Source organism: Psychrobacter sp. M13 (assembly GCF_030718935.1).
Classification (GTDB): Bacteria; Pseudomonadota; Gammaproteobacteria; order Pseudomonadales; family Moraxellaceae; genus Psychrobacter; species Psychrobacter immobilis_G.
The window spans coordinates 388657-410439 of sequence record NZ_CP132194.1; the positions used below are offsets into that span (position 1 = coordinate 388657).

A 21783-nucleotide genomic window follows, 5' to 3' on the forward strand; every position below is an offset into this window, starting at 1 on the left:
TAAGAGTTTAACTATTATTATCTGTTTGGCCGCCGATATTTAGGCAGTAGAAAAATCCTAACTTTAATCTATCATTCCTTGCTCAACTGCACATATCCATCAAAGCTGCAAATCAAGTTGTAAAATCTGCAAATCAAGTCGTGGTCATACGTTTAGTGAGTAAATGGAGTAAAATTTTGCTCAATAAGTAAGGCTATTGGCCTGATTTATCAAAGCATGGTTATATAAGCACTGCTATAAAAACGTTTGTTGTCAAAAATAATGCTAATAAAAAAGCCATTAGTACAAAAAGCTATCAAAATACTGGTTTTGCTAAACAGTTAACAAAAATTTAATTAGGCATGATCTACATATCAGTAAGATCCTCGCCCTAAAAATCAGATGAAGCATACAAAATCAGCAAAGACATCAATGAGGTTTTGATACCATAAAGTTTTGATACCATAAACTTGGTATCATGAACTTAGCATCAGACTATTTAGCTGCGAAGACTACCCAGCTAAAAAATCAATAGCAATCTCTTAGCACAATAATTCACAATGAATGATTCACGATGATTATTATTGCAAGCTCTGCTCAATTGGCATTCAACATGCTAAACTATAGCAAATCTTTAAGCAAATCCCTAACTAAAAATGACAAACTCCAAAATGACTAATGACGCACCCGTTCACGAAGCCCCTGCTATCTTCAATAGTAAAACTCGCCCACAAAGCGCTGACGACGAGATCAGCAACTTTGAAAAGGTGAATTATCTAGAGGTTACACGCCATCAACACGATCAGCGCCTAGATAATTTTTTGCTGAATCGTCTCAAAGGCTTGCCTAAGCCTCATATCTACAAGATGATCCGCTCCGATGAGGTACGCGTCAATAATAAGCGCTGTAAGCCACACGATAGAGTGCAGCGTGAGGATGTAGTGCGTATCGCGCCTGTGGTACTGGCTACTCGTGAGAAGCCTATTATCAGTACTGAGTTTGCCAAAAGCTTGCTAGCACGCGTAGTCTACGAAGATGAAGGTATGATGGTGCTGAATAAACCCTCAGGTATAGCTGTACATGGCGGTAGTGGACTAGATTTTGGAGTGATTGAAGCCATGCGCGAAGTCACTGGAAAAAAATATCTGGAGCTAGTGCATCGTATTGATAAAGATACCTCAGGGCTGCTGATGATCTCCAAAAAGCGCTCAGCGCTTAAGACGTTGCAACAGCATCTCGTCGATAAAACCATTCAAAAACATTATTTGTGCCTAGCTAAAGGGCAGCCAATACTGAATGAGCAACGTATTGACGCGGCATTACTGCGCTATACGCTAGCTAGTGGTGAGCGCCGAGTAAAAGTAGATGCGCAAGACCCGCAAACCAAAGAGAGCCAAACGGATATCATTGTGCATAGCCGCTTTATGCACAATAATCAGTCTATTAGCCTAATAGAAGCTAAGCCGTTGACGGGACGTACCCATCAGATCCGTGTGCATTTAGCGCATATTGGTCATGCCATCTTAGGCGATGACAAGTATAACGTCCATGATAAGTCAGGCGTACATCGCTTGTGCCTGCATGCTTGGCGCTTAGATATTCCAGGTTATAAGACGATTACCGCACCACTACCTGAAGATATCGTCGCCTTACTGCCAGAAGGTACTGATCTGCCTAAATAGGCTTAGTCACTATTCGGTAAAACATAAAGCCAAGCTAATAGCTTGGCTTTATGTTCAGTCTTATTCCTACTTACTGATATTATGTTATTTACTGATATTATTTTATTTACTGATACTATCTTTATTTCAGCGTTCATAAGGTTTGTTTATGAGTGAAGCGCATGCCAAACGTCCACTACCTGCTATTGGCGTCTCTATGACAACACTACAATCAGCAACTGATTGTTTAGCGAGTAAAAAGCTGATCATCTTTGACTGGGATGGCACATTAATGGATTCAATAGGCTTGATCGTTGAGGCCATGCATAGTGCCGGAGAGGCGCATAGCTTCTCTACTACTGACAAACACATCAAAGATATTATAGGGTTAAGCTTAGATGTAGGTATCGATATTTTATATCCAAATGCGACTGTCAAGCAAAGGCTAGCTATTCAAAAAAGTTATAGCGATTATTATATTGCTAACAGTTACCGTACGCCCTTTTTCCCTGATATTGAGATCATGCTGCAAAAATTACAACAGCAAGGTAAACAGCTTGCAGTAGCAACTGGTAAAAAACGCCGCGGTTTAGAAAGAGTACTAACGGCTTCTAATAGCCATGATTATTTTGTCAGTACACGCTGTGCTGATGAGTCTGCCTCTAAGCCTGATCCAAAAATGCTGATTGAGGTTTTACTAGCAGTGGATAAGCAAGTCGCTGAGGCGGTATATGTTGGCGATAGTATCTATGACATTCAAATGGCAAATCAGATAGGCATGACTAGCATAGCTGTCGACTACGGTACGGCATCTAGCGCAGAGCTTGCTGCTCAGCGGCCAACTTATCAGGTCGCAACACCACAAGCTTTGGCCAACTTATTGACTGTCTAGCGCTTGGCAGATGAGTACTGTAAATGAATACTGCATGTAAGTACTTATAAAAACAATAAAAAGGGGTTATCATTGTTAGTGATAACCCCTTTTTTCGTATCTATTATGAACTCATTGTAAGCTTTAAAATAAAAGCTTATTTATCACTTTCAGGTTCAGCAGCTAAGTTAGCAGCGTCTAACTCAGCATTCAGTGACGCTAGATCAGTCTGCTCATTAAAACCTGCTGCGGATACTTTTTCATCATCTAGCTTATAGTCATACCAATTGCCCATCACGCCAGCCAATTCGTCTAACCCCTCTTTTCTAAGCGCTGAAAACAGTTGAATAGTGCAGTTTAGCCCGAGCTTTTTGAGATGCTTGCGGGTATTAAGCAGTGCATTCTTGGAGGCACCATATTTCATCTTATCAGCTTTGGTGAGTAGAATATGGACAGGAAGGTTACCCTCATTGGCCCAATGTAGCATCTGCTCATCGTAGAACTTTATAGGATGACGGATGTCTGTTAGTAGCACTAAACCTGCTAAGCTTGAACGCGCTACTAGATATTCCTCAAGCTCAACTTGCCATTCCTTTTTCATCTCTAATGGCACTGCTGCATAGCCGTAACCTGGCAAGTCCACGAGTCGTCTATCGGTATCACCAATACTAAAAAAGTTAATCATTTGCGTGCGCCCAGGGGTCTTGGATGAGCGTGCCAGCTGCCGCTGATTGGTCAGCGCATTGATGGCAGATGATTTGCCAGCATTTGAGCGTCCAGCAAAAGCAACCTCAAACCCAGCATCTGGTGGGCAAAGACGAAAAGTAGGAGCTGAGGTCATAAACTCAGTTTGTTGAATTCGCTGACGGGCTTTAGTATTAAAAGCCGCATGTTCAGCAGCAACATCATTATACGGGGTACTCATAAGGAGCTCATTAATATTTAATATTTAATATTTAAAATCAAGTGACTAATTGCTTAAGTGACTAATTAGTGTGGACACTATTTAATAGCATTACCTATAATCTCTATTGAAAATAGCACTATTGCCATCATATATAGAATAACACTAAATTCAAACAAGGCTCAAAGAAAGTTGCTGATAGTGCTTAAGCTTTCCTAAAGTTATTGATGAAGCTTTGCAGGATTTTCCTTACATAATTTGTTACAATATAGGCTAGGTTGGAAAGTTTGACAAAGAGCAGCTATAGACTACAAATAAAGTCTATAGCGGATCTAAGGAGAGATATCATGCACATTATGACTCAATTATTGGCTAAAATTAAGCGCCTATTAATACCTGTCTTTATCACTATTATAGGCAGTGCTGCTATGATGACAACTGTGTCTGCTGCTGATATTGCAACGACTTATAGTGACTCCTGCGGTGCTTGTCATGATAGCGGTGCTTTAAACGCTATCAAAAAAGGCGATAGTGCCAAATGGCAGCAACTAATAGAATCTAAAGGTATGCCAGCGCTAGTAAAATCGGTCAAAAACGGTATGATTCAGATGCCTGCTGGTGGCTTGTGCAATAACTGTAGCGATGAGGATTATCGTGAACTTATAAAGTACATGAGTAAATAGGCAGTATTTACGGTTATCAAACGCTATAATTTATGGTTAGCAAAACTACAGATGTTAAGATTAAGTAAGCAAATAGCGTGAAGTCTTGCTATAATAATTGCAAATAAACCCCGATGTCAGTAAGTACTTGCAAACGGTTTCGAATTAAGGCTTGTCATACTTAGCTGTCTTACCGAATAGTAAGGTAGTTTATAATGTACCTAGTTACAGTTTATCTAGGATATGGTGTATCTTGGCTTTTATTAACGCAACCATTCTAAATAATACTTACGTCGAGTTAGTAGGATTCATATCAATGAAAAAGTTAATCGCTGCCGCCAGCTTATGTGTTGCAAGTTTCAGCGTACAAGCTGCTATCACCGTTCCTGAATATGACGCTAATGCTGGTAAAAAAATCGTCGAAGCACAATGTGCGGCCTGTCACGGTGTTAATGGGGTAAGTGTAGTGCCCTCTCAGCCTAATCTAGGCGGTCAAAATCCGAAATATCTGTATAAGCAATTAGTCAATTTTAAATCAGGCTACCGCGTTAATGGTATTATGCAATCACAAGTCGCTAATCTATCACAGCAACAGCTTGCTGATGTAGCGGGCTACTACGCTGAACAAGCGCCTTGGGGAGTTGGTTTCGGTAATCCCGCTACGACTGCCGAGGCGACTAAGATCTTCTTAGGTGGTGACAAGTCGCGTGGTGTTATTGGCTGTGCAGGCTGTCACGGTCCAGATGCTGCTGGTAATACGTGGGCAGCATTTCCACGTTTAGGTGGTCAGCATGCTCAGTATATCGCCACTCAGCTCAAGCTGTTCCGCGCAGCTGGCCGTGAAGACGATGTCACAGGTGATGATCAAAAACGTTATAACGATGCGGCCAAAGAAGGCGATATGGGCATGATGCAAATGGTAGCCTCAAAACTATCAGATCGCGATATTCGTATTTTGTCAGATTATGTTAGTGCCATTCACTAATATTAATCATTAGTGAACATCATTAGAATTAATTTTTTGAATTGATGCTTAGCCAGTCGTTATCGTTACGTTTTAAAAGCCCCGTTCTCGGGGTTTTTTTACAGCTTACTATTAGCTTTCATAAAATCTATCTATAGCCGCGTATTAGTGGTCTGTATAATTGATTACCTTTTAACTTTAGATCGTTTGGATTGAGATTATGATGATCCGCTATGCTTCTTATTTTATGGCAGCATTATTGCCTTTATTACTGTTTCGCTTTTTTGTCAGCTCATCCATTAGCGAGATTGACTTTTGGCTATTGTGGTTACTGGCGATGGTCGTCGTAGCATTGCCAGTCGTTTATGCTGAGATTGCTTTAGCTTATCGCAGTACTGAATCGCCACTAGCAGGTATGCAAAAGCTCACCCGCGAAGCGGATGCCAGCTCCCTATGGCGCAGCTTTGGCTGGCTGGCAGCCGTAGTTGCGATAGCGATTGCCGCTTTGAGTCTATCGGCAGCTAGTAGTAGTCTATTATCAGCACTGACTGAGCTAAATGGCGCAGCTGATATTCCGCTATTTGCTATTGCCGCAGGCTTGATGGTAATTGCGGTGCTACTCAGCTTACTTGGTGCTGCGCCCTTACCGATTGGTTTAGGACTTATGGTGATTGGGTTGGTGCTAGGGGTTACTAGTGGGCTACCGCAAATTAGTTTTACGATGACTGATGTCAGCTTGAGCGAATGGGCGCGAGCTGTTGCTTTGGCCTTGGTCAGTGTTGGCGCTGGTACAGGCTTATATTGGTTCGCTCAGCACTTAAACTATAATCAGACGTTGACCGTTGCTAACAACACCGAAACTAACCGTCAGCCACGAGCAGCTGCGATCTATCGTGCTTCTAGATTAGTACTGCCTGTCTGGCTATTACAGTTAGTCGTTGGGGTGATAGCTTTATTCATAAGTGGTTTGAATCTACCACCTGTCGCTCAGATATTATATTCAGTAGGCGTGCTGTTTGTCGTGAGTTATTTATTGCATTATGCTGCGCAGCAGTTAGCGCATAAGTTCGGCGTGTTAATCAGCCTAGCATTGACTTTAGTTTTGGGAGTGCTACTAGTAATAGCAGTACCAACCGCTTGGCTGGTTGGTGTGCTAGTCATTATTAGCAGTATCGCGGTTCTGCTATTATCCATATTTGTTGGATGGCAAATGAAAATAAGTCATTTGCGCAAATCATTAAACTTTGCCAGTGAAGGTTTTTATAATGTGTGGCGGATAGCGATTCGTATCATCGTACCGTTAGCATTGGTATTAGCTTTATTAGGCTGGATATTACAGTGGTTGAGCTGATGAGTACAGATCATAGCGATAGCAGAGCAAAGCAGTCGATAACGGTGCATTTAGCTTATGCTAAGACGGCAACTGAGCAGCATTATCAGGCACTGCAAGTGATCAAGGGCAGCACAATATATGAAGCTCTGGAGCAGGCGGGATGGCTGAGTCAATTTACAGATTTAGCGTTATGGTGTCAGCAAGCTATAGATATCAAAGTGCCTACAGCTAAGCTGTGGCATGTCGGCATCTTTGCGCAAAAGCAGCCACTTAGCTATCAGCTTCAGCCCTTTGACCGTATTGAGGTGTATCGTAGCTTGAGCGCTGATCCTATGTCTCAGCGCAAAAGTAGATCTAGAAGTTAAAAGCTTAAATTCTTATATAAATAACCTTTTAGCGGCTATTTATTTAGCCTGAGGTAAGGTTTCGATACCTTCAATACGACTCACTAAGCTGTTGGCGTCAAAATAGATTATTAAATGCTGACTGGCGTCTCTTACATCAGCAATCCCTTTACGACTGCCCTCAGTACCTGCCTGAAAATCATAGACATAATCCCAGCGATTAGGGGCTAAAGTGTCCCTAATAGCAGGGCTACCTAGTATGTACAATACTTGATTTTGGCTCATGCCAAGCTTTAGCGACTGGGCTTGAGTCTGAGTGATTGGTGTACCTTGTGGTAAATCAATCTTATAAACACTAAATAGCGAACAACCTGATAAGGTAAGTGTAGCACCCAGACCGATGGCAAGGACAAGCTTGCGTAGAGTACGATTAGAAAAAATAGCTAATGAATTTATCATGATAAGATGACTCATAAAAATGGGTTAGGCTGGGCTAAACGTCAGTATAACAACGCATACCAGCAATCTTGGACAAATGATACGTCATTTACTTGCAATTGCCTATCACTTACGACATTATTTCATAAACCTAATTTCATAAACCTTATAGGATAGCGATAGCGATAGAGCAGATGTCTGTAACGCTCTAAGCTGTGCAGCTTAGAGCGTTTGTAGTCTGTAGACTAAAACTCTGTGCTTGCTAAATACCGCCGAGCTAGTATGATTACTATAATAATTGCTTTATTATTAAATAAATAGCTTCTTAAAATAACCACTATGAACTACTTATATTTTAATTTTTACTTATTTGGACTTTAATAGTCAAAGGGAACATTATGTCTTTTACTAATCAAGATTTGCGTAAAGCGGGACTCAAAGTGACCTTGCCACGAGTCAAGATTCTGGAGCTGTTAGAGAGTGCAGAGCTTCATCACATGAGCGCGGAGGAAGTGTACAAAGCCCTCATTGAACAAGGTGAAGATGTTGGTCTAGCGACCGTATATCGAGTACTGACCCAGTTTGAGCAAGCAGGCATCGTTGAGCGTCATAATTTTGAAAATAATCTATCCGTATTTGAGATTACCCAAGAAGAGCATCATGATCATTTAGTCTGTGATATCTGTGGCAAAATTATTGAGTTTCACAATGCTACTATTGAGCTTGAACAGCTTGCCGTTGCAAAAGAGCATGGCTTTAAGCTCTCGGGACACTCGTTAGTGCTATATGGCATCTGTAATAATAAAGAGTGTCAAGATAGCGCTAAATAGAATGATTAGGGTCTGTTGAACATTCATAAATGAGCACTGCTGATAGCTAAAATAGTTCTAGTCTAAGTAAAAATCGCAGGTAATGCTTAGTGCATTGGCTAGATTTTTATAACGAATAGAACAATTTTAGCATCAGCCTGCAAGGACAGGACTCTTTTTTGCCGATTCGTCATTAAAAAGATCCGCTTAGAATGACTAAACTAGATATTTTTAATCTAGAATTGCCTAAAAAATAGTCTCTGTCAGTGCCAAGATCGAATGTTCAACAGACCCTAGTCTTTATGATTTTAATTCGAGATGCCATTAACCATTAAGCCTTCATAACGAAGGCTTTTTTGTGACTTTAAACTTTGTGATCTTAAATAAGGTTTTGCAAATTTGAACGACTTATTCTAATCGATAGCTTTTAATTGACAATTTCTACTCAACAATTAAAAAGTGTCTAAGGATAGGTTATCCAAGTCTTGATCTTGATCCTGAGCACTACTGCTATGCTTACTGTTTAGCTTGATTTGCAGGCGCAAATCATTAGGGGAGTCTGCATATATCATGGCATCTTCATAAGTGACTTCATTATTTTCATATAAATCAAACAGTGCCTGATCAAAGGTCTGCATGCCGTTGTTCCGTGAGCGCTTCATTACCTCTTTGATCTCATGCACCTCACCTTTACGGATATAGTCACTGATCAGTTGTGAGTTTAATAAAATCTCAATAGCGGCGCGACGCCCTTTACCATCAGGGGTAGGGATAAGCTGCTGAGCAATGATAGCTTGCAGGTTTAGCGATAAATCCATGAATAGCTGGCTATGACGATCGGCTTCAAAAAAGTGAATGATACGGTCAATAGCTTGGTTGGCATTATTGGCGTGTAAAGTTGCAAAAACTAAATGGCCGGTCTCAGCATATTGAATAGCGTAGTTCATCACTTCACGATTACGAATTTCACCAATCAAAATAACATTTGGTGCTTGGCGAAGGGTATTTTTGAGGCCAGACTCAAACGATAAGGTATCGATACCCACTTCGCGCTGGGTGATAATGCAGCCTTGATGCTGATGGATAAACTCTATTGGATCTTCAATAGTAATAATATGACCATGCGAGTTTTGATTGCGATGCCCAACCATAGCAGCAAGGGTAGTCGACTTACCTGTACCAGTCGCGCCAACTAATAGGATGATGCCACGGTTTTTCATAGCCAGCTCTTTTAATAGAGGTGGTAATTGCAGCTCATCAACAGTCGGAATTTTATTCTCAATTTTACGTAGGACCATTCCTGGCATATCGCGTTGCACAAAGGCGCTAACGCGAAAACGGGCTAATTCAGCACTATCAGTGATGGCGAACTGACATTCATTAGTCTCAGAGAATTCTTTTCGTTGCGCAGGCGTCATCACCCCTTTTACCAAAGTATCGACTTGCTTGATAGTCAATGGCGTTTTACCCACGGGATGGATAACCCCGTTCATTTTCATTGAAGGCGCGACGTCAGCTGTGATAAATAAGTCAGAGCCATTTTTTTTGATCATTAACTGTAATAACTTATCGAAGTCCATAATAGAGTCACATATAAATAAAGAGTAAGGGTAAGTACTTAGTGATATTGAATATCAAACGTCCATCAACTTAACTTATAATAATTTTACTTATAAAAAGGCATCTGGTTGCTTGGCATAAGGTCTAGCAACTTCCTTACTAATAGTGCCTTTAGTTATTAGATTCTTGAGCGACTGATCTAAAGTAATCATCCCTTCACCTGCACCAGTCTGTATCGATGAATACATCTGTGCCACTTTATTTTCGCGGATCAAATTACGAATGGCGGGCGTGCCTAACATGATCTCATGCGCAGCCACTCGGCCACCTGTCTTACGGGGTAATAAGGTTTGTGAAATGACGGCTTGCAGTGATTCTGATAGCATAGCGCGAATCATAGACTTCTCAGAGGCTGGAAAAACATCAATGACTCGGTCAATCGTTTTGGCCGCTGAGCTGGTGTGCAAAGTGCCAAATACTAAGTGTCCTGTTTCAGCAGCGGTCAGAGCCAAACGAATGGTCTCAAGATCACGTAATTCGCCGACTAAGATCACGTCTGGATCCTCACGTAATGCTGAGCGCAGAGCAGGCTCAAAACCTAGAGTATCACGGTGCACTTCACGCTGATTAATCAAACTCTTTTTGGATTCGTGAACGAATTCAATAGGGTCTTCGATAGTCAAAATATGCTCTTTACGAGTCTCGTTAATATAATCCACCATAGCCGCTAGGGTAGTGGACTTACCCGAACCAGTAGGGCCTGTGACTAATACCACGCCGCGTTTGAAGTCAGAGACGCGCTTAAACACTTCGCCCATGCCTAAGTCCTCCATAGTGAGCACTTTAGAGGGAATAGTCCGAAAAACTGCCCCAGCACCACGATTTTGATTAAAAGCATTCACTCGAAAACGGGCTAAGTTTGGAATCTCAAATGAAAAATCCGTCTCAAAAAACTCTTCAAAATCTGCGCGCTGCTTGTCATTCATGATATCGTAGATCAGCTGATGAACGGTCTGATGGCTCATCACGGGCATGTTGATACGAGTCATCTCACCGTCAACGCGAATAATAGCGGGCATTCCTGCGGAGATATGCAAATCTGATGCGTTATGCTTCACCGTAAAGCGTAATAAATCTTCAATACTCAACGTGCTTTTCTCAGACTTCATTGTCTATTCCTAATAGTAAATAAAATATACTCACATACCTATAATAGTTATTCATCTAGACTACAAAAATTCTATGTTACCCTATTTTGCTACAGGCAATGAGCCAATACTCTGTTAACAGTATAGATTAAATCATGTGACCCTATAATAACAACCTTAATTAATTTTAATGACCCTTTTAAACGTACAACTAAAACGTGAGGCTTTTATGAGTAATGATATGATCGGAAAGCTGCCAGACAATAAAAATGCCAACATTGATAATGCTAATAATGAAAACATTGATCAAGCTGCCTTGATCGATAACTGGCAAAAAGTTAGCGAGCAAGTAGCACAAGTGCACAAGCAAACCGCTGAGCAACAGCATAGCAAAGCGGCGGCTAAAGTGACCTTGCTAGCGGTGTCCAAAACTAAGCCTGCCAAAATGATTGCGACACTTGTCAAGCAAGGCCAGCACGAGTTTGGTGAGAACTACCTACAAGAGGCGATTGAAAAGATCACAACTTTACAGGCCGATCCTGAGATGAGTGCTATTGTCTGGCATTACATCGGTAGTATTCAGCGTAATAAAACCCGCGATATAGCAGAGCATTTTGATTGGGTGCAGACCCTGGAGCGCGATATTATCGCCAAGCGCTTAAACAATCAGCGCCCTGATGATATGCCACCATTGAACGTACTTATTCAGCTCAATATTAATGACGAGGATAGCAAATCAGGATGTCTTCCAGCAGAATTACCTAAATTGATTGAGACTATTAAGGGTTATGAGCGCTTGCAACTGCGCGGACTTATGATCATTCCTGCCAAATCTGATACTGATGCATTTGCGCGGACTCAGCGATTATTTGCTGATATAAAACAGGATCATCCTGAGCTTACAGGATGGGATACCCTGAGCATGGGCATGAGTAGTGATATGAGTGAAGCTATCGATAATGGCTCGACTATGGTGCGAGTGGGTACGGCGATATTTGGGGCGCGTGATTAACCAACAACCGAGTTATATTCTACAAATTAACTTATGCTAATTTTCTTCTTCAAATTTAGTCACCAGTAATTGGTTGATCTTTAAATTTTCGGTAGCCAGAATCTCAAACCGATAATTAGTATACTCAATGCTATCGGTCTTTTTAGGGATTTTGCGCAACATATACATCATAAAGCCACTGATAGTCTCGTAGTTTTGACTATGCGGTAGCTCGCCCATACCCAAAGCGCGAATGACGTCTTCAATAGGCGTCATACCATCGATCAGCCAAGAGTTATCAGTACGCTGTACAATAGGCTGCTCCTCTAAAGTCACCAGCTCGCCCATAACGATACTCATCACATCCCTCAAAGTAATCACACCGACCACCAAGGCATACTCGTTAACGATGACTGCAAAGTCAGCGCCTGTTGATTTAAAGGTTTCAAGCACTTCAAATAAGGAGAGCGTGTCTGGGATAAATAACGCGGGCTTTAGCAGAGCTTTATCCGTCAAACATACTTGCTGCTGCTCAAGCACTGAGGCCAAGAAGCTACGTGACTCGACATAGCCGATGATATGCTCTAAATCATCATCTATGCAGACCAAAAACTTATTATGTGGCTGCTTGATCATGACTGCGACTATTTGCTCTGTGCTGGCTTGGCTATCAAAATAGACCACATGCTCGCGCGGATTCATGACCGAGGTCACTGTACGCTCTTGCATCTCAAATATGTTTTCGATCAAGTGATGCTCTTGGTGCTTGATAACGCCTGCTTCTGCGCCAGCATCCATCACCGCATAAATATCCTCAGAGGTCATCTCATCTTTACGTACGGTTGAGATGCCTGCCAGTTTAAATATCAAATTTGCAGCGCTATCGAATACCCAAATAATGGGCTTTAGAATAAATATCAAAAATAGCATTGGTCTTACTAATTTTATAGCAATATTTTCAGTGTCTGACATAGCTAAGCGTCTGGGTATCAGATCAGCAAACAAAGAAAATATACTGGTAACTAGCACGAATGATATGACGGAGGATAGTGCTTCATTATGGAAGAGACGCTGCAAATAGGGGCTAAGAGCTGACTCACCTACAGCACCGGCTGAGATAGCGACAGCATTCAGAACGACTTGGACTAAGGTAATAAAATTACCAGGATGCTCTTGCATATTTAGAACAACAAGCGCACGGATATCACCTTCTTTTGCTAGTACTTGTAGCTTGATCCTACGAGCAGCAGCAATGGCTATCTCAGCACTAGAGACTAGCGCACTTAACGCGATTAGTAATAAAAGAAACACACTAGCTGCTAGCAAGCTCATGAAATACTCGTATAAATGGGATAAAATAAAGGTGAGATTTAGAGAATAAAACCACTGAAAAAGAGTAGGATCAAATAATAAAAGACAAAAACTAAAAAAGCTGGGCAAGCACCCAGCTGATAGTTATACGATTAGTTTTCGTTAGTTCAATTAGTCCTTTAACGACCACTTATTGACAAGTGGATAGCGACGCTCACGGCCAAAGGCTTTATGACTGATTTTGGTACCGATTGGGGATTGCACACGCTTAAACTCGCTGTTATTGACCATAGCAATAGTTTTGGCAACCAGTTCGGCCTCAAAGCCTTTGTCAATTATATCTTGATAGCCCATATCCTCATCGATATACAAGCTCAAAATACCATCTAAAATCTCATAATCAGGTAGGCTATCCTGATCGGTTTGATCAGCACGTAGCTCAGCTGATGGTGGGCGAGTGATAACACGCTCAGGAATGACGGGCGTATCCTCTAAACGATTACGATAGCTGGCTAAGTCGTAGACTTGCGTTTTATAAACGTCTTTTAACACATCAAAACCACCTGCCATATCACCGTACAAGGTTGAATAGCCTACTGCTAGCTCTGATTTATTACCCGTAGTAATCACTAAATGGCCAAATTTATTCGACAAGGCCATCAAGATAACGCCACGAGCACGCGCTTGGATATTCTCTTCTGTTGTGTCCGCAGGTGATTTATTAAATAATGGCGCAAGGGTATGGCGAATACCTTCAACGGCATCAAATATCGGACAAACCGTATAAGATACGTTTAAGCGGCGCGCTTGCGCTTGCGCATCCTCTAAGCTGATTTTTGAAGTGTATTCATAAGGCATCATCACCGCATAGACTTTATCCGCACCCAAAGCATCAACAGCGATACAAAGCGTCAAAGCAGAGTCTATACCACCTGATAGACCGATAATCACCCCAGTAAAGCCTGAATGATTGACATAATCACGCAAGCCTACAACTAAAGCTTGATACATCTCAGACTCACGGCTTAATGATAATGGCGCTTTGGCTTGCGTATCAAAAGTCGTCGTCGCCACATCCAAAGTGGTCAGCAACAGCTGACTCATAAAGCGTGAGGCTTCATGAGCAATCACTCCATCAGCTTGTACCGCCATTGAGCCACCGTCAAATACTAAGTCGTCTTGACCGCCAACGGCATTAACATAGAGAATCGGTAGTTTGTTTTCACTACTACGCTTAGTCAGCATAGTTTTGCGCATCTCTTGCTTGTCTCGCTCAAACGGTGAGGCATTTAGACTAATAACCAAATCTGCGCCTTGCTCTTTGAGCTCAGTGATCAGATTTTTCTCCCAAAGATCTTCGCAAATAAGCAGACCTATGGTAACGCCCTTATAGTCAAACAGTACTTGATTGCGACCTTTATCAAAATAGCGGCGCTCATCAAACACCCCGTAATTAGGCAGAAACTGCTTATGATAAAAGCCTTTTTGATGACCATTATGCAAGATGGCGGCTGAATTAAAAGTGCCGTGATGATCAACGTGTGGATAGCCGACGATCATGACAATATCTTCGATATCACTCAGATTTGCCAAAGCAGCTTTGATACGACCTGAGAGATTAGGGCGTAACAACAAATCTTGCGGAGGGTAGCCTAAAAGGGAAAGCTCTGGAAATACAATGACATCAGCGCCTTGAGTGCGCGCTTCAATAGCTAACGTACGCATCTTTTCAGCGTTGGCGCTAATATCACCAACCAAAAAGTGTGACTGAGCTAGAGCAAAAGTGATGGTATTAGAAGCAGGGTTATCGGTTGTTGTATTAGATTGAGTACTGTCTTTTGACATTGTTATTTTTCCTATCAATATGATATTTAAAATGTAGTGGATTATTATTTATTTAATTTTCAAGTGAATGACTAAACCCATAATAGGCAGGTAAGCAATAAAATAAATAGTTTTAGAGCGTATTATAATTAAAATAAGTTAAACAACAGTCACACTAATTAAACAGTTGATGACCAATAATGCAAAATAAAAGTCTAAAAATAGACTTAATACAATTAAAGTGTAGAAAATAATACCTTTAGTATAACACCAATTATCTAGGCTAAGAGAACGCTATGGTATTTTAGCCGATTAAATGAGCGGGTATTATTGCTAATATAGCACAAGAAAATGCCCGCCTGTTTTGATAGCACTTCACAAGCGCAAACTAAGTCTCACACATAAAATTGTAAGTAAAAATTACAACATAGTGTTATATCTTTATACTAGGCTGTTGCATAATGAGCGCTTGAAAACACAAGCTTTTGGGGTGTTAACAAGGTATGATTTATAAGATTATTCTATATTCCTATTTATATCTAAAGTGGTAGCATCTTATTTGGCTCTCATTGTACGTTATTGGCTCATAAACTATGATTGAAAACTGGACAAAAGAGGTCGTCATTCAGCGACTGCTAGCGATTACTTTGTTAGTGATGTTGTTTATACTCTGCTTTCAAGTGGTACAGTTTTTTATTGTACCTGCACTTTGGGCGGCGATTTTAGCTTATGTTACTTTTCCTATTTATAATTTTTTCCATGAAAAAGTAGAGCTAAGTCCCAGCTTTAGTGCGGGGATTATGACCGTTAGTATCAGCCTTATGATCGGTGTTCCCTTAGTGGTCGGCGTGTTTATCTTGCAGCAAGAAGCACTGAGTCTTTATAGCAATCTTATCTATCGCGTAAAGGTTGGCTATCTAGATGTGCCTGAATCGATAAAAGGCTTGCCAATTATAGGCCAGCAGATTCAGGATGCCTTATGGAGAATAAATAAGAATCCTGAGGGTACATTAGATGCTTTTCGCGCTTGGATCCAGTCGCATCTTTACTATGGTAAAGTCGCGCTTGATGTAGTGCTAAGCAGCTTGGCTAAACTCGGCATGGCCTTGATGACGCTATATTTTTTCTATCGCGATGGCATCAGCTTAATCAAACAGATTCGTCAAGCGCTACGCAATATTATCGGTAATCGTATCGATGGTTATATCGATTCAGTAGGAACGACGACGCGCGCTGTGGTCTACGGCATTGGACTGACGGCATTGGCGCAGGCCATATTAGCTGGCATCGGATACTATTTCTCTGGAGCACCTAGTCCTATCTTAATGACGCTCATAACTTTTGTGGTAGCGCTGATCCCCTTTGGTACTCCGTTCGCATGGGGTGCAGTATCGATTTGGTTATTGAGCCAAGGTCAGACTGTAGAAGGAGTTGGTCTAGCATTATGGGGTATCTTGGTCATTAGCTGGGTCGATAATTTGATCCGTCCTATCGTTATTAGCGGCGCCACCAAAATCCCATTTATTATTATTTTTATTGGCGTATTAGGCGGATTAACTGCCTTTGGGTTTGTGGGCTTATTTATTGGCCCTGTCGTATTGGCAATCGGTCTGGCGGTTTGGCGTGAATGGATCACTCAGCATAAAGGCGATATTTTTGAGTCTAAGCAACCGCCAGTCATTGATAATCAGATGCTATTAAATTTTGATAAATCCGTTGAAGACGATGTGAGCCAATAATAATAAAAAGCCTTAAAATACAATTTTTGCAGCACTTATTCTTAAGTATTTTAATTGTAATTCTAAGACGACTGTAATTCTGAAACGACTATAATTCTGAGACGATTATGCCTACTAAAAACTCAGCTAGCTTTACTATTATTGCTGACAGCAATATTGCCAGCCTTGATGCTTTTTTTAATCCTCACACGTTATCCCAAGATCTAACACAAACGATAACTATCATCAGGGCTGTAGGGCGTGATATCGATGCGCAGCTGTTACATGATTTGCAGCCAGATGTGTTGCTCATTCGTTCAGTGACGCCTGTAGATGAGTCTCTACTAGCTGATAATACCAGCGTCAAGTTTGTAGGTTCTGCCACTATTGGCACTGACCATGTCGATCAAGCTTATCTGGCTGCACGTAATATCACTTTTGCTAATGCGGCAGGCTGTAGCAAGCACTCAGTGGCGCAATATGTGCTTACGGCGATTTTAACTTTGCGCCCTCAGTATTGGCAGCAGCCTTTAACTTTAGGTATTGTCGGGCTGGGCAATATCGGTAGTACTTTGGCTAAATATGCCACTGATTTGGGCTGGCAAGTATTGGGCTATGACCCACTGCTACCCCCATCGAATTATAATAATGCCAGCTTTGAGCAGGTAATAAGTCAAAGCAATGCTATCAGCTTACACGTGCCCTTAACCTTTAAGGGAACGACTAAAGATCAGGGTGCTGACTATCCAACACAGCATTTAATTGACGCTAGTGCTTTAGCATTAATGTCGCCTGATACTATGTTGATTAACAGTGCGCGCGGGCCTGTTATTGCCGCTGATGACTTAGAGCAAGATATTAAGAGCACTAAACGTCAAGTTGTGCTCGATGTATTTGAGCATGAGCCACAAATTGCTGAATCATTACTAGCTCAGCTAACGATAGCAACGCCGCATATTGCAGGCTATACGTTAGAGGGTAAACTGCGCGGTACGCAAATGATTTATGATGCGCTATGCGAGCAGTTTGAGGTAGAGCCAGTACAGTCTATGCACCAGCTAATACCTGTCAATATGTATCTGTGGTCTGAGCTCAAAGCACACCCTGATCGACTCGCAAAATTTTATGACATTATGGCGGATGACAAGTCGCTACGCTCGCAGATTTGTGATGGACAAGTCGCTGGAGCTGACTTTGATCAGTTGCGCCGTGATTATCATCTACGCCGCGAGTGGCAGTCCTGATGAGCCATTGAGTCTCAAAAAGCCATTGAGTCTTAATCAACACCATATTGAGCGATAAAAAATGAGCCAAGATCCTAATCTTTCTACTTCACCAACTTTTGATAAATCCCCTTACGCGCCAACGATGAGCTTAGCCATGGCGCGCCAACGTGCGCAAATGCTGGCTAGTATTCGGCAGTTTTTTGCGCAGCGTGAGGTGTTAGAAGTACAGACGCCACTGCTATCGCAAGCAGGCAATACCGATACTTTTTTACAATCGGTATCAGCCAATGTCACTTACCAGGATAAACCCTGTCGCTATTATCTGCACACCTCACCTGAATTTGCGATGAAGCGCTTACTTGCCAGCTGGCAGGTGGCTATGTATCAGATTTGCCCTGTATTTCGTGATAATGAAATAGGCTCGCGGCATAATATTGAATTTACTATGCTCGAGTGGTATCAGCCACACTATGAGTTGTCTGATATAGCGGATGAGTTGGCTCAACTGCTAGAGGCGCTCTACGGCTATCCTGTGATTATGAATCACTATCGTTATGTTGATGCGTTTATGGATTTTGTTGGTATTCATCCTTTGACTGCTAGCATTGACGCATTGCAAGCGGTAGCTGAGGATAAAGGTTTGCCGGTTTTCAATACTAGTGGCAGGTTGGATGAGCAACCATCAAATGAGAAAATAGATAGTGAGAATAGCCGCCAAGATTGGTTAGACTTATTGTTCAGTCATAGCGTCGAGCCGAATCTTGGGTTTGATTTACCGACGCTTATCACTGAATATCCACCTGCTACCGCCGCTTTAGCCAAGACCGCGATTGATAAAGACGGCAATTTGGTGGCTAAGCGTTTTGAGCTCTATATCGACGGTATTGAGATTGCTAATGCTTATGATGAGCTGGCAGATGGGTCAGCACTACGCGAGCGTTTCGAGCAGGATAATGCGTTGCGTCAGCAGCATGATCTGCCAGTCATGCCGATAGATGAGCATTTGCTAGCCGCTTGCGATGATCTACCGCCTTGTAGCGGTATTGCGGTGGGTATCGATAGACTGCTGATGGTGATTACGGGCACAAAATCACTACAAGAGGTCATTGCTTTCTCCAGTGGGCGAGCTTAAAAGCTAGTCACTTAGCCTATTTTATAATTGTCATTAAAAAGCGGATAAGCTTAGGGGCTTATCCGCTTTAAGTTTTATATTATTCGACTTAGTAAAATAACGCTATAGAAAAGCAACCATGCACTGTTACCAAGTGCTACGCTAAATTAGCAATGGCCTCATCGATAGAGGTGTCGCCGTTTTTCATATTGAATACTTTTTTACTAGCGCTATTAGCCTCTAACACTGCTTTTAGTGTCGCTGCCACATCTTCAATCGCATTTTCACCTGCTTTATCACTATTGACCGTGATTTTGCCAGTACCCGCGCGCTCTTTTAACGCACCTGCTTGCACAATGGTGTAGTTTAAAGTGCTATCGTTGACTAGCCAAGCATCGGCATAATGCTTACCGATATAGTAGTCTTTTAGATCAGCAATCGCAGGACTATCCCATTTGCTCGTATCTAGTGAAAATACAGTGCTGAGCATAATATAGCGCTTGATACCTTTATCTTGCGCGGCTTGAATGGTTTTGATCGTACCATGTAAGTCAACTTCTAGCACTTTTTTGCCGCCAGAACCTGCCACAAAATACACGGCATCGATATCATTAGGCATTTGCTGCTGAATCTCATCTTTGCTAGCGGTAATATCTAAATCTAGCTGACTATAGTTATCGGCATCGAATAACTGCTGCTCTTGACGAGTCGTACCGATAACTTGATGGTTATCTGCTAGCAGTTTACTGACTAGATCTTTACCAACACGACCACTTGCGCCTATGACTAAAATTTTCATAATTTCTCCTATTGTTTTTATCAATGGTTATTAAAAGTTAGGCATACGATAACAAAAAACCTAGCAATAGTAAGTTATGATAAGTGGATATTAGCAGCGGTTTGGTTGCAGACTGTATACTCTTTGCAAGGTGAAACTTGATTTTAAATTTGCTTAAAAGGCGTTAACGGACTAATTTATTCAGACCATCCGCAAAAGCCTTTTTGTCGCGGTCGCCATAGGGCTTTTGTCCGCTCATCTCTTGTAGCTCTAACACGCCAGTGCCGCGCATGGTGTCCATAAAGTCGCGCATATTAAGCTTTTGCTTGATGTTGTTGTGATCGTAAATGACGCCGCGTGAGGTCAGCACTTTACCGCCTTTATCTAAGATATCGTTGGCTAGTGGAATATCACTGGTAATAGCCAAATCACCGCTTTGAATATTATCAGCGATATAGTCATCAGCTTTATCAAAACCCGACGGCACTACGGTCATGATTAGTAGTGGCGATTTACGCAGTTTGATAGGCTGATTGGCAACGAAGATCGCAGTCGTTTGGGTGCGCTCAGCGGTTTTTATAATGAGCTCTTTAGCGATTAATGGTACTGAATCGGCATCCACCCAAATCTGCATTATTTCTTCGCCTTATTATTTGCCGATTTATTAGCGCTAGTCTTTTTGGTAGTGCCTGCTACTATTTTGGCTGCAACTGCTAACACTTCGGTTTCAGCGGCAACTTCTTCAGTAGCTTTAGCGTCATCAGAGGTGTTGTTCTCAGAGATACGGATGGTAGACATATCATCTTGCACGTCAGCTGTCATTGCCGAATCGGTAGTCATCAATACGGTTGTATTTTTATCTAGTCCTACTTTGTTCGGTAGGCTCGTCACTAGCTTAGCTAAAGCAGGTTCTAAGTCTGCCACGTCGTTTGGCATCAAGGTGATATGGGCAATCTTGCGATCAGGGCGTTCAGCCTTGTGATAGCTGTGATAATGCGCCCCATCGATCGCCATTACCGCTGTAATGTCAGGGTAGCGGCCGAGTACATTAACCATAATCGATGGATGGATATTGTCGGTATCGCCAAGTGGTAAGCCCACTACCGCGCGAATATGGTTCTCAAACTGACTGGTAATAGCGCCCTCAATACTCCAGTGACCCGAGTTATGTACGCGCGGAGCGATCTCATTAGCGAGCAGATGGTCATAGCCTTGCTCGTCTTTACTAACGAATAACTCCAATGCCATAACCCCAACGTAATCGAGATGATTCATCAAGATCGTCATGGTTTTTTGGGCTTTGATAAACAGATGGCTAGTACCGACGGCAGGCGCTTGCGTCTTGGCTAGGACCCCCTGATGATGGTAGTTTTCGACTAGATCATAGCAGCGTACGCTACCGTCTTGGGCGCGTGCCGCTATGATAGACACCTCGCGGCTAAAATTAATAAAGCCCTCGGCAATTAGTGGCGCAGGTGTCGATGTCAGGCTACCTTTACCACTGACCGCGTCTTCTAATGCTTGCCAAGCCAGCTTTATATCGCTGGTCTCTTTGATGACATATTGACCCTTACCATCGTAACCGCCACGGCTGGTTTTTAGCACTATAGGCAGACCCAAAGTCTGACTGGCTTGTTGCAAATCTACAAGCGAACTTACGCTCACAAAAGGCACTGTGGCGATATCTAGCTCATTAAATAACTGCTTTTCTTTTAGGCGGTCTTGGGCAACGTCCAGGGCAATCAGTGATGGAAACATGCCTTGCTTATGCTTATCTTTGGATAACTTGGTTAAGCGCTCAACCGTCGCTGTTGGCGTATTCTCAAACTCTAAAGTAAATACATCAGCGGCAGCGATAAACGCCTCTAACTGCTCGCTGGTATAAACCCGACCATATAGGCTGGCAGGGCAGTCCGCACTGTCTTCTAAGAACACACATTTATAGCCCAAAGGCATTGCCGCCTCGGCTAACATCATTCCTAGCTGACCACCTCCTAAAATACCGATAGTGTGAATCGTTTGAGTAGTAGGATAAGCATTGGCTATAGTCATATCAGGCCTTTAAAATAGTAATGAGTTTGGAATACTGAAATTAGCAAAACAGGAATAGTGTGAAAACCTAGTATAAATCAGTTTGATAAAATAACAAAA

Annotated in this window: 20 protein-coding genes; 11 read left to right on the forward strand and 9 right to left on the reverse strand. The window is 42.1% G+C overall.

Annotated features, from left to right (window positions below; all coding sequences use genetic code 11):
* Nucleotides 1-650 precede the first annotated feature (650 nt).
* The gene (locus Q9G97_RS01695) at nucleotides 651-1661 is read left to right on the forward strand and encodes an RluA family pseudouridine synthase (RefSeq protein WP_201571351.1); all 1011 of its coding nucleotides are present in this window, start codon (nucleotides 651-653) and stop codon (nucleotides 1659-1661) included.
* A gap of 196 nt (nucleotides 1662-1857) precedes the next feature.
* Nucleotides 1858-2532, forward strand: coding sequence for an HAD-IA family hydrolase (locus Q9G97_RS01700; RefSeq protein WP_305900246.1), 675 nt, complete (start codon nucleotides 1858-1860; stop codon nucleotides 2530-2532).
* Nucleotides 2533-2668: 136 nt separating this feature from the next.
* Here the strand turns inward: Q9G97_RS01700 and yihA are convergent, their stop codons facing one another.
* A complete protein-coding gene (yihA, locus tag Q9G97_RS01705) occupies nucleotides 2669-3436 on the reverse strand; it encodes a ribosome biogenesis GTP-binding protein YihA/YsxC (RefSeq protein ID WP_201571352.1) in 768 nt (255 codons plus the stop codon).
* A 326-nt stretch (nucleotides 3437-3762) separates the two neighbouring features.
* Between yihA and Q9G97_RS01710 the strand changes: the two genes are divergently transcribed.
* The 4 genes from Q9G97_RS01710 to Q9G97_RS01725 all read left to right on the forward strand — a co-directional run bounded on the left by Q9G97_RS01710 (nucleotide 3763) and on the right by Q9G97_RS01725 (nucleotide 6739).
* Nucleotides 3763-4098 carry a c-type cytochrome gene (locus Q9G97_RS01710; RefSeq protein WP_201571353.1) on the forward strand — a complete coding sequence of 112 codons (336 nt, stop codon included), beginning with the start codon at nucleotides 3763-3765 and terminating at the stop codon, nucleotides 4096-4098.
* A 295-nt stretch (nucleotides 4099-4393) separates the two neighbouring features.
* On the forward strand, nucleotides 4394-5062 hold the full coding sequence (locus tag Q9G97_RS01715) for a cytochrome c (protein WP_201571354.1): 669 nt from the start codon (nucleotides 4394-4396) through the stop codon (nucleotides 5060-5062).
* Between the two features lie 199 nt (nucleotides 5063-5261).
* Nucleotides 5262-6392, forward strand: coding sequence for a hypothetical protein (locus tag Q9G97_RS01720; protein WP_305899482.1), 1131 nt, complete (start codon nucleotides 5262-5264; stop codon nucleotides 6390-6392).
* Entirely contained in the window at nucleotides 6392-6739 is a 348-nt protein-coding gene (locus Q9G97_RS01725) for an RnfH family protein (RefSeq protein WP_201571356.1), read from the forward strand. Before Q9G97_RS01720 ends, Q9G97_RS01725 begins: the two co-directional genes overlap by 1 nt.
* Before the next feature lie 39 nt (nucleotides 6740-6778).
* On the opposite strand, the gene Q9G97_RS01730 is transcribed toward Q9G97_RS01725, so the two are convergent.
* The gene (locus tag Q9G97_RS01730; RefSeq protein ID WP_305899483.1) at nucleotides 6779-7192 is read right to left on the reverse strand and encodes an outer membrane protein assembly factor BamE; all 414 of its coding nucleotides are present in this window, start codon (nucleotides 7190-7192) and stop codon (nucleotides 6779-6781) included.
* A gap of 362 nt (nucleotides 7193-7554) precedes the next feature.
* On the opposite strand from Q9G97_RS01730, the gene fur reads away from it, so the two are divergent.
* Nucleotides 7555-7986 carry a ferric iron uptake transcriptional regulator gene (fur, locus tag Q9G97_RS01735; protein WP_305899484.1) on the forward strand — a complete coding sequence of 144 codons (432 nt, stop codon included), beginning with the start codon at nucleotides 7555-7557 and terminating at the stop codon, nucleotides 7984-7986.
* A 431-nt stretch (nucleotides 7987-8417) separates the two neighbouring features.
* On the opposite strand, the gene Q9G97_RS01740 is transcribed toward fur, so the two are convergent.
* On the reverse strand, nucleotides 8418-9545 hold the full coding sequence (locus Q9G97_RS01740; RefSeq protein ID WP_305899485.1) for a PilT/PilU family type 4a pilus ATPase: 1128 nt from the start codon (nucleotides 9543-9545) through the stop codon (nucleotides 8418-8420).
* Between the two features lie 90 nt (nucleotides 9546-9635).
* Entirely contained in the window at nucleotides 9636-10673 is a 1038-nt protein-coding gene (locus Q9G97_RS01745) for a type IV pilus twitching motility protein PilT (RefSeq protein ID WP_305900247.1), read from the reverse strand.
* Nucleotides 10674-10914: 241 nt separating this feature from the next.
* Between Q9G97_RS01745 and Q9G97_RS01750 the strand changes: the two genes are divergently transcribed.
* On the forward strand, nucleotides 10915-11685 hold the full coding sequence (locus Q9G97_RS01750; protein WP_371747919.1) for a YggS family pyridoxal phosphate-dependent enzyme: 771 nt from the start codon (nucleotides 10915-10917) through the stop codon (nucleotides 11683-11685).
* 36 nt (nucleotides 11686-11721) lie between these two features.
* Here Q9G97_RS01750 and Q9G97_RS01755 read toward each other — a convergent pair whose 3' ends face one another.
* On the reverse strand, nucleotides 11722-12996 hold the full coding sequence (locus Q9G97_RS01755) for a hemolysin family protein (protein ID WP_305899487.1): 1275 nt from the start codon (nucleotides 12994-12996) through the stop codon (nucleotides 11722-11724).
* Between the two features lie 150 nt (nucleotides 12997-13146).
* Nucleotides 13147-14820 carry an NAD+ synthase gene (locus Q9G97_RS01760; protein ID WP_305899488.1) on the reverse strand — a complete coding sequence of 558 codons (1674 nt, stop codon included), beginning with the start codon at nucleotides 14818-14820 and terminating at the stop codon, nucleotides 13147-13149.
* Nucleotides 14821-15392: 572 nt separating this feature from the next.
* Between Q9G97_RS01760 and Q9G97_RS01765 the strand changes: the two genes are divergently transcribed.
* From Q9G97_RS01765 to epmA, 3 genes are all read left to right on the forward strand, one after another.
* A complete protein-coding gene (locus Q9G97_RS01765; RefSeq protein WP_305899489.1) occupies nucleotides 15393-16538 on the forward strand; it encodes an AI-2E family transporter in 1146 nt (381 codons plus the stop codon).
* A 107-nt stretch (nucleotides 16539-16645) separates the two neighbouring features.
* Nucleotides 16646-17761 carry a 4-phosphoerythronate dehydrogenase gene (locus Q9G97_RS01770; RefSeq protein ID WP_305899490.1) on the forward strand — a complete coding sequence of 372 codons (1116 nt, stop codon included), beginning with the start codon at nucleotides 16646-16648 and terminating at the stop codon, nucleotides 17759-17761.
* Between the two features lie 61 nt (nucleotides 17762-17822).
* Nucleotides 17823-18875, forward strand: coding sequence for an EF-P lysine aminoacylase EpmA (gene epmA / locus Q9G97_RS01775; protein WP_305899491.1), 1053 nt, complete (start codon nucleotides 17823-17825; stop codon nucleotides 18873-18875).
* Between the two features lie 136 nt (nucleotides 18876-19011).
* Here the strand turns inward: epmA and Q9G97_RS01780 are convergent, their stop codons facing one another.
* The 3 genes from Q9G97_RS01780 to Q9G97_RS01790 form a co-directional block, all read right to left on the reverse strand.
* Nucleotides 19012-19653 carry an NAD(P)H-binding protein gene (locus Q9G97_RS01780; RefSeq protein ID WP_305899492.1) on the reverse strand — a complete coding sequence of 214 codons (642 nt, stop codon included), beginning with the start codon at nucleotides 19651-19653 and terminating at the stop codon, nucleotides 19012-19014.
* Nucleotides 19654-19816: 163 nt separating this feature from the next.
* Complete coding sequence (locus Q9G97_RS01785) at nucleotides 19817-20266, reverse strand: DUF188 domain-containing protein (RefSeq protein ID WP_201571385.1); 450 nt, start codon at nucleotides 20264-20266, stop codon at nucleotides 19817-19819.
* Nucleotides 20266-21684: a 5-(carboxyamino)imidazole ribonucleotide synthase gene (locus Q9G97_RS01790; protein ID WP_305899493.1), complete on the reverse strand. Its 1419-nt coding sequence runs from the start codon at nucleotides 21682-21684 to the stop codon at nucleotides 20266-20268. Before Q9G97_RS01790 ends, Q9G97_RS01785 begins: the two co-directional genes overlap by 1 nt.
* Nucleotides 21685-21783 lie beyond the last annotated feature (99 nt).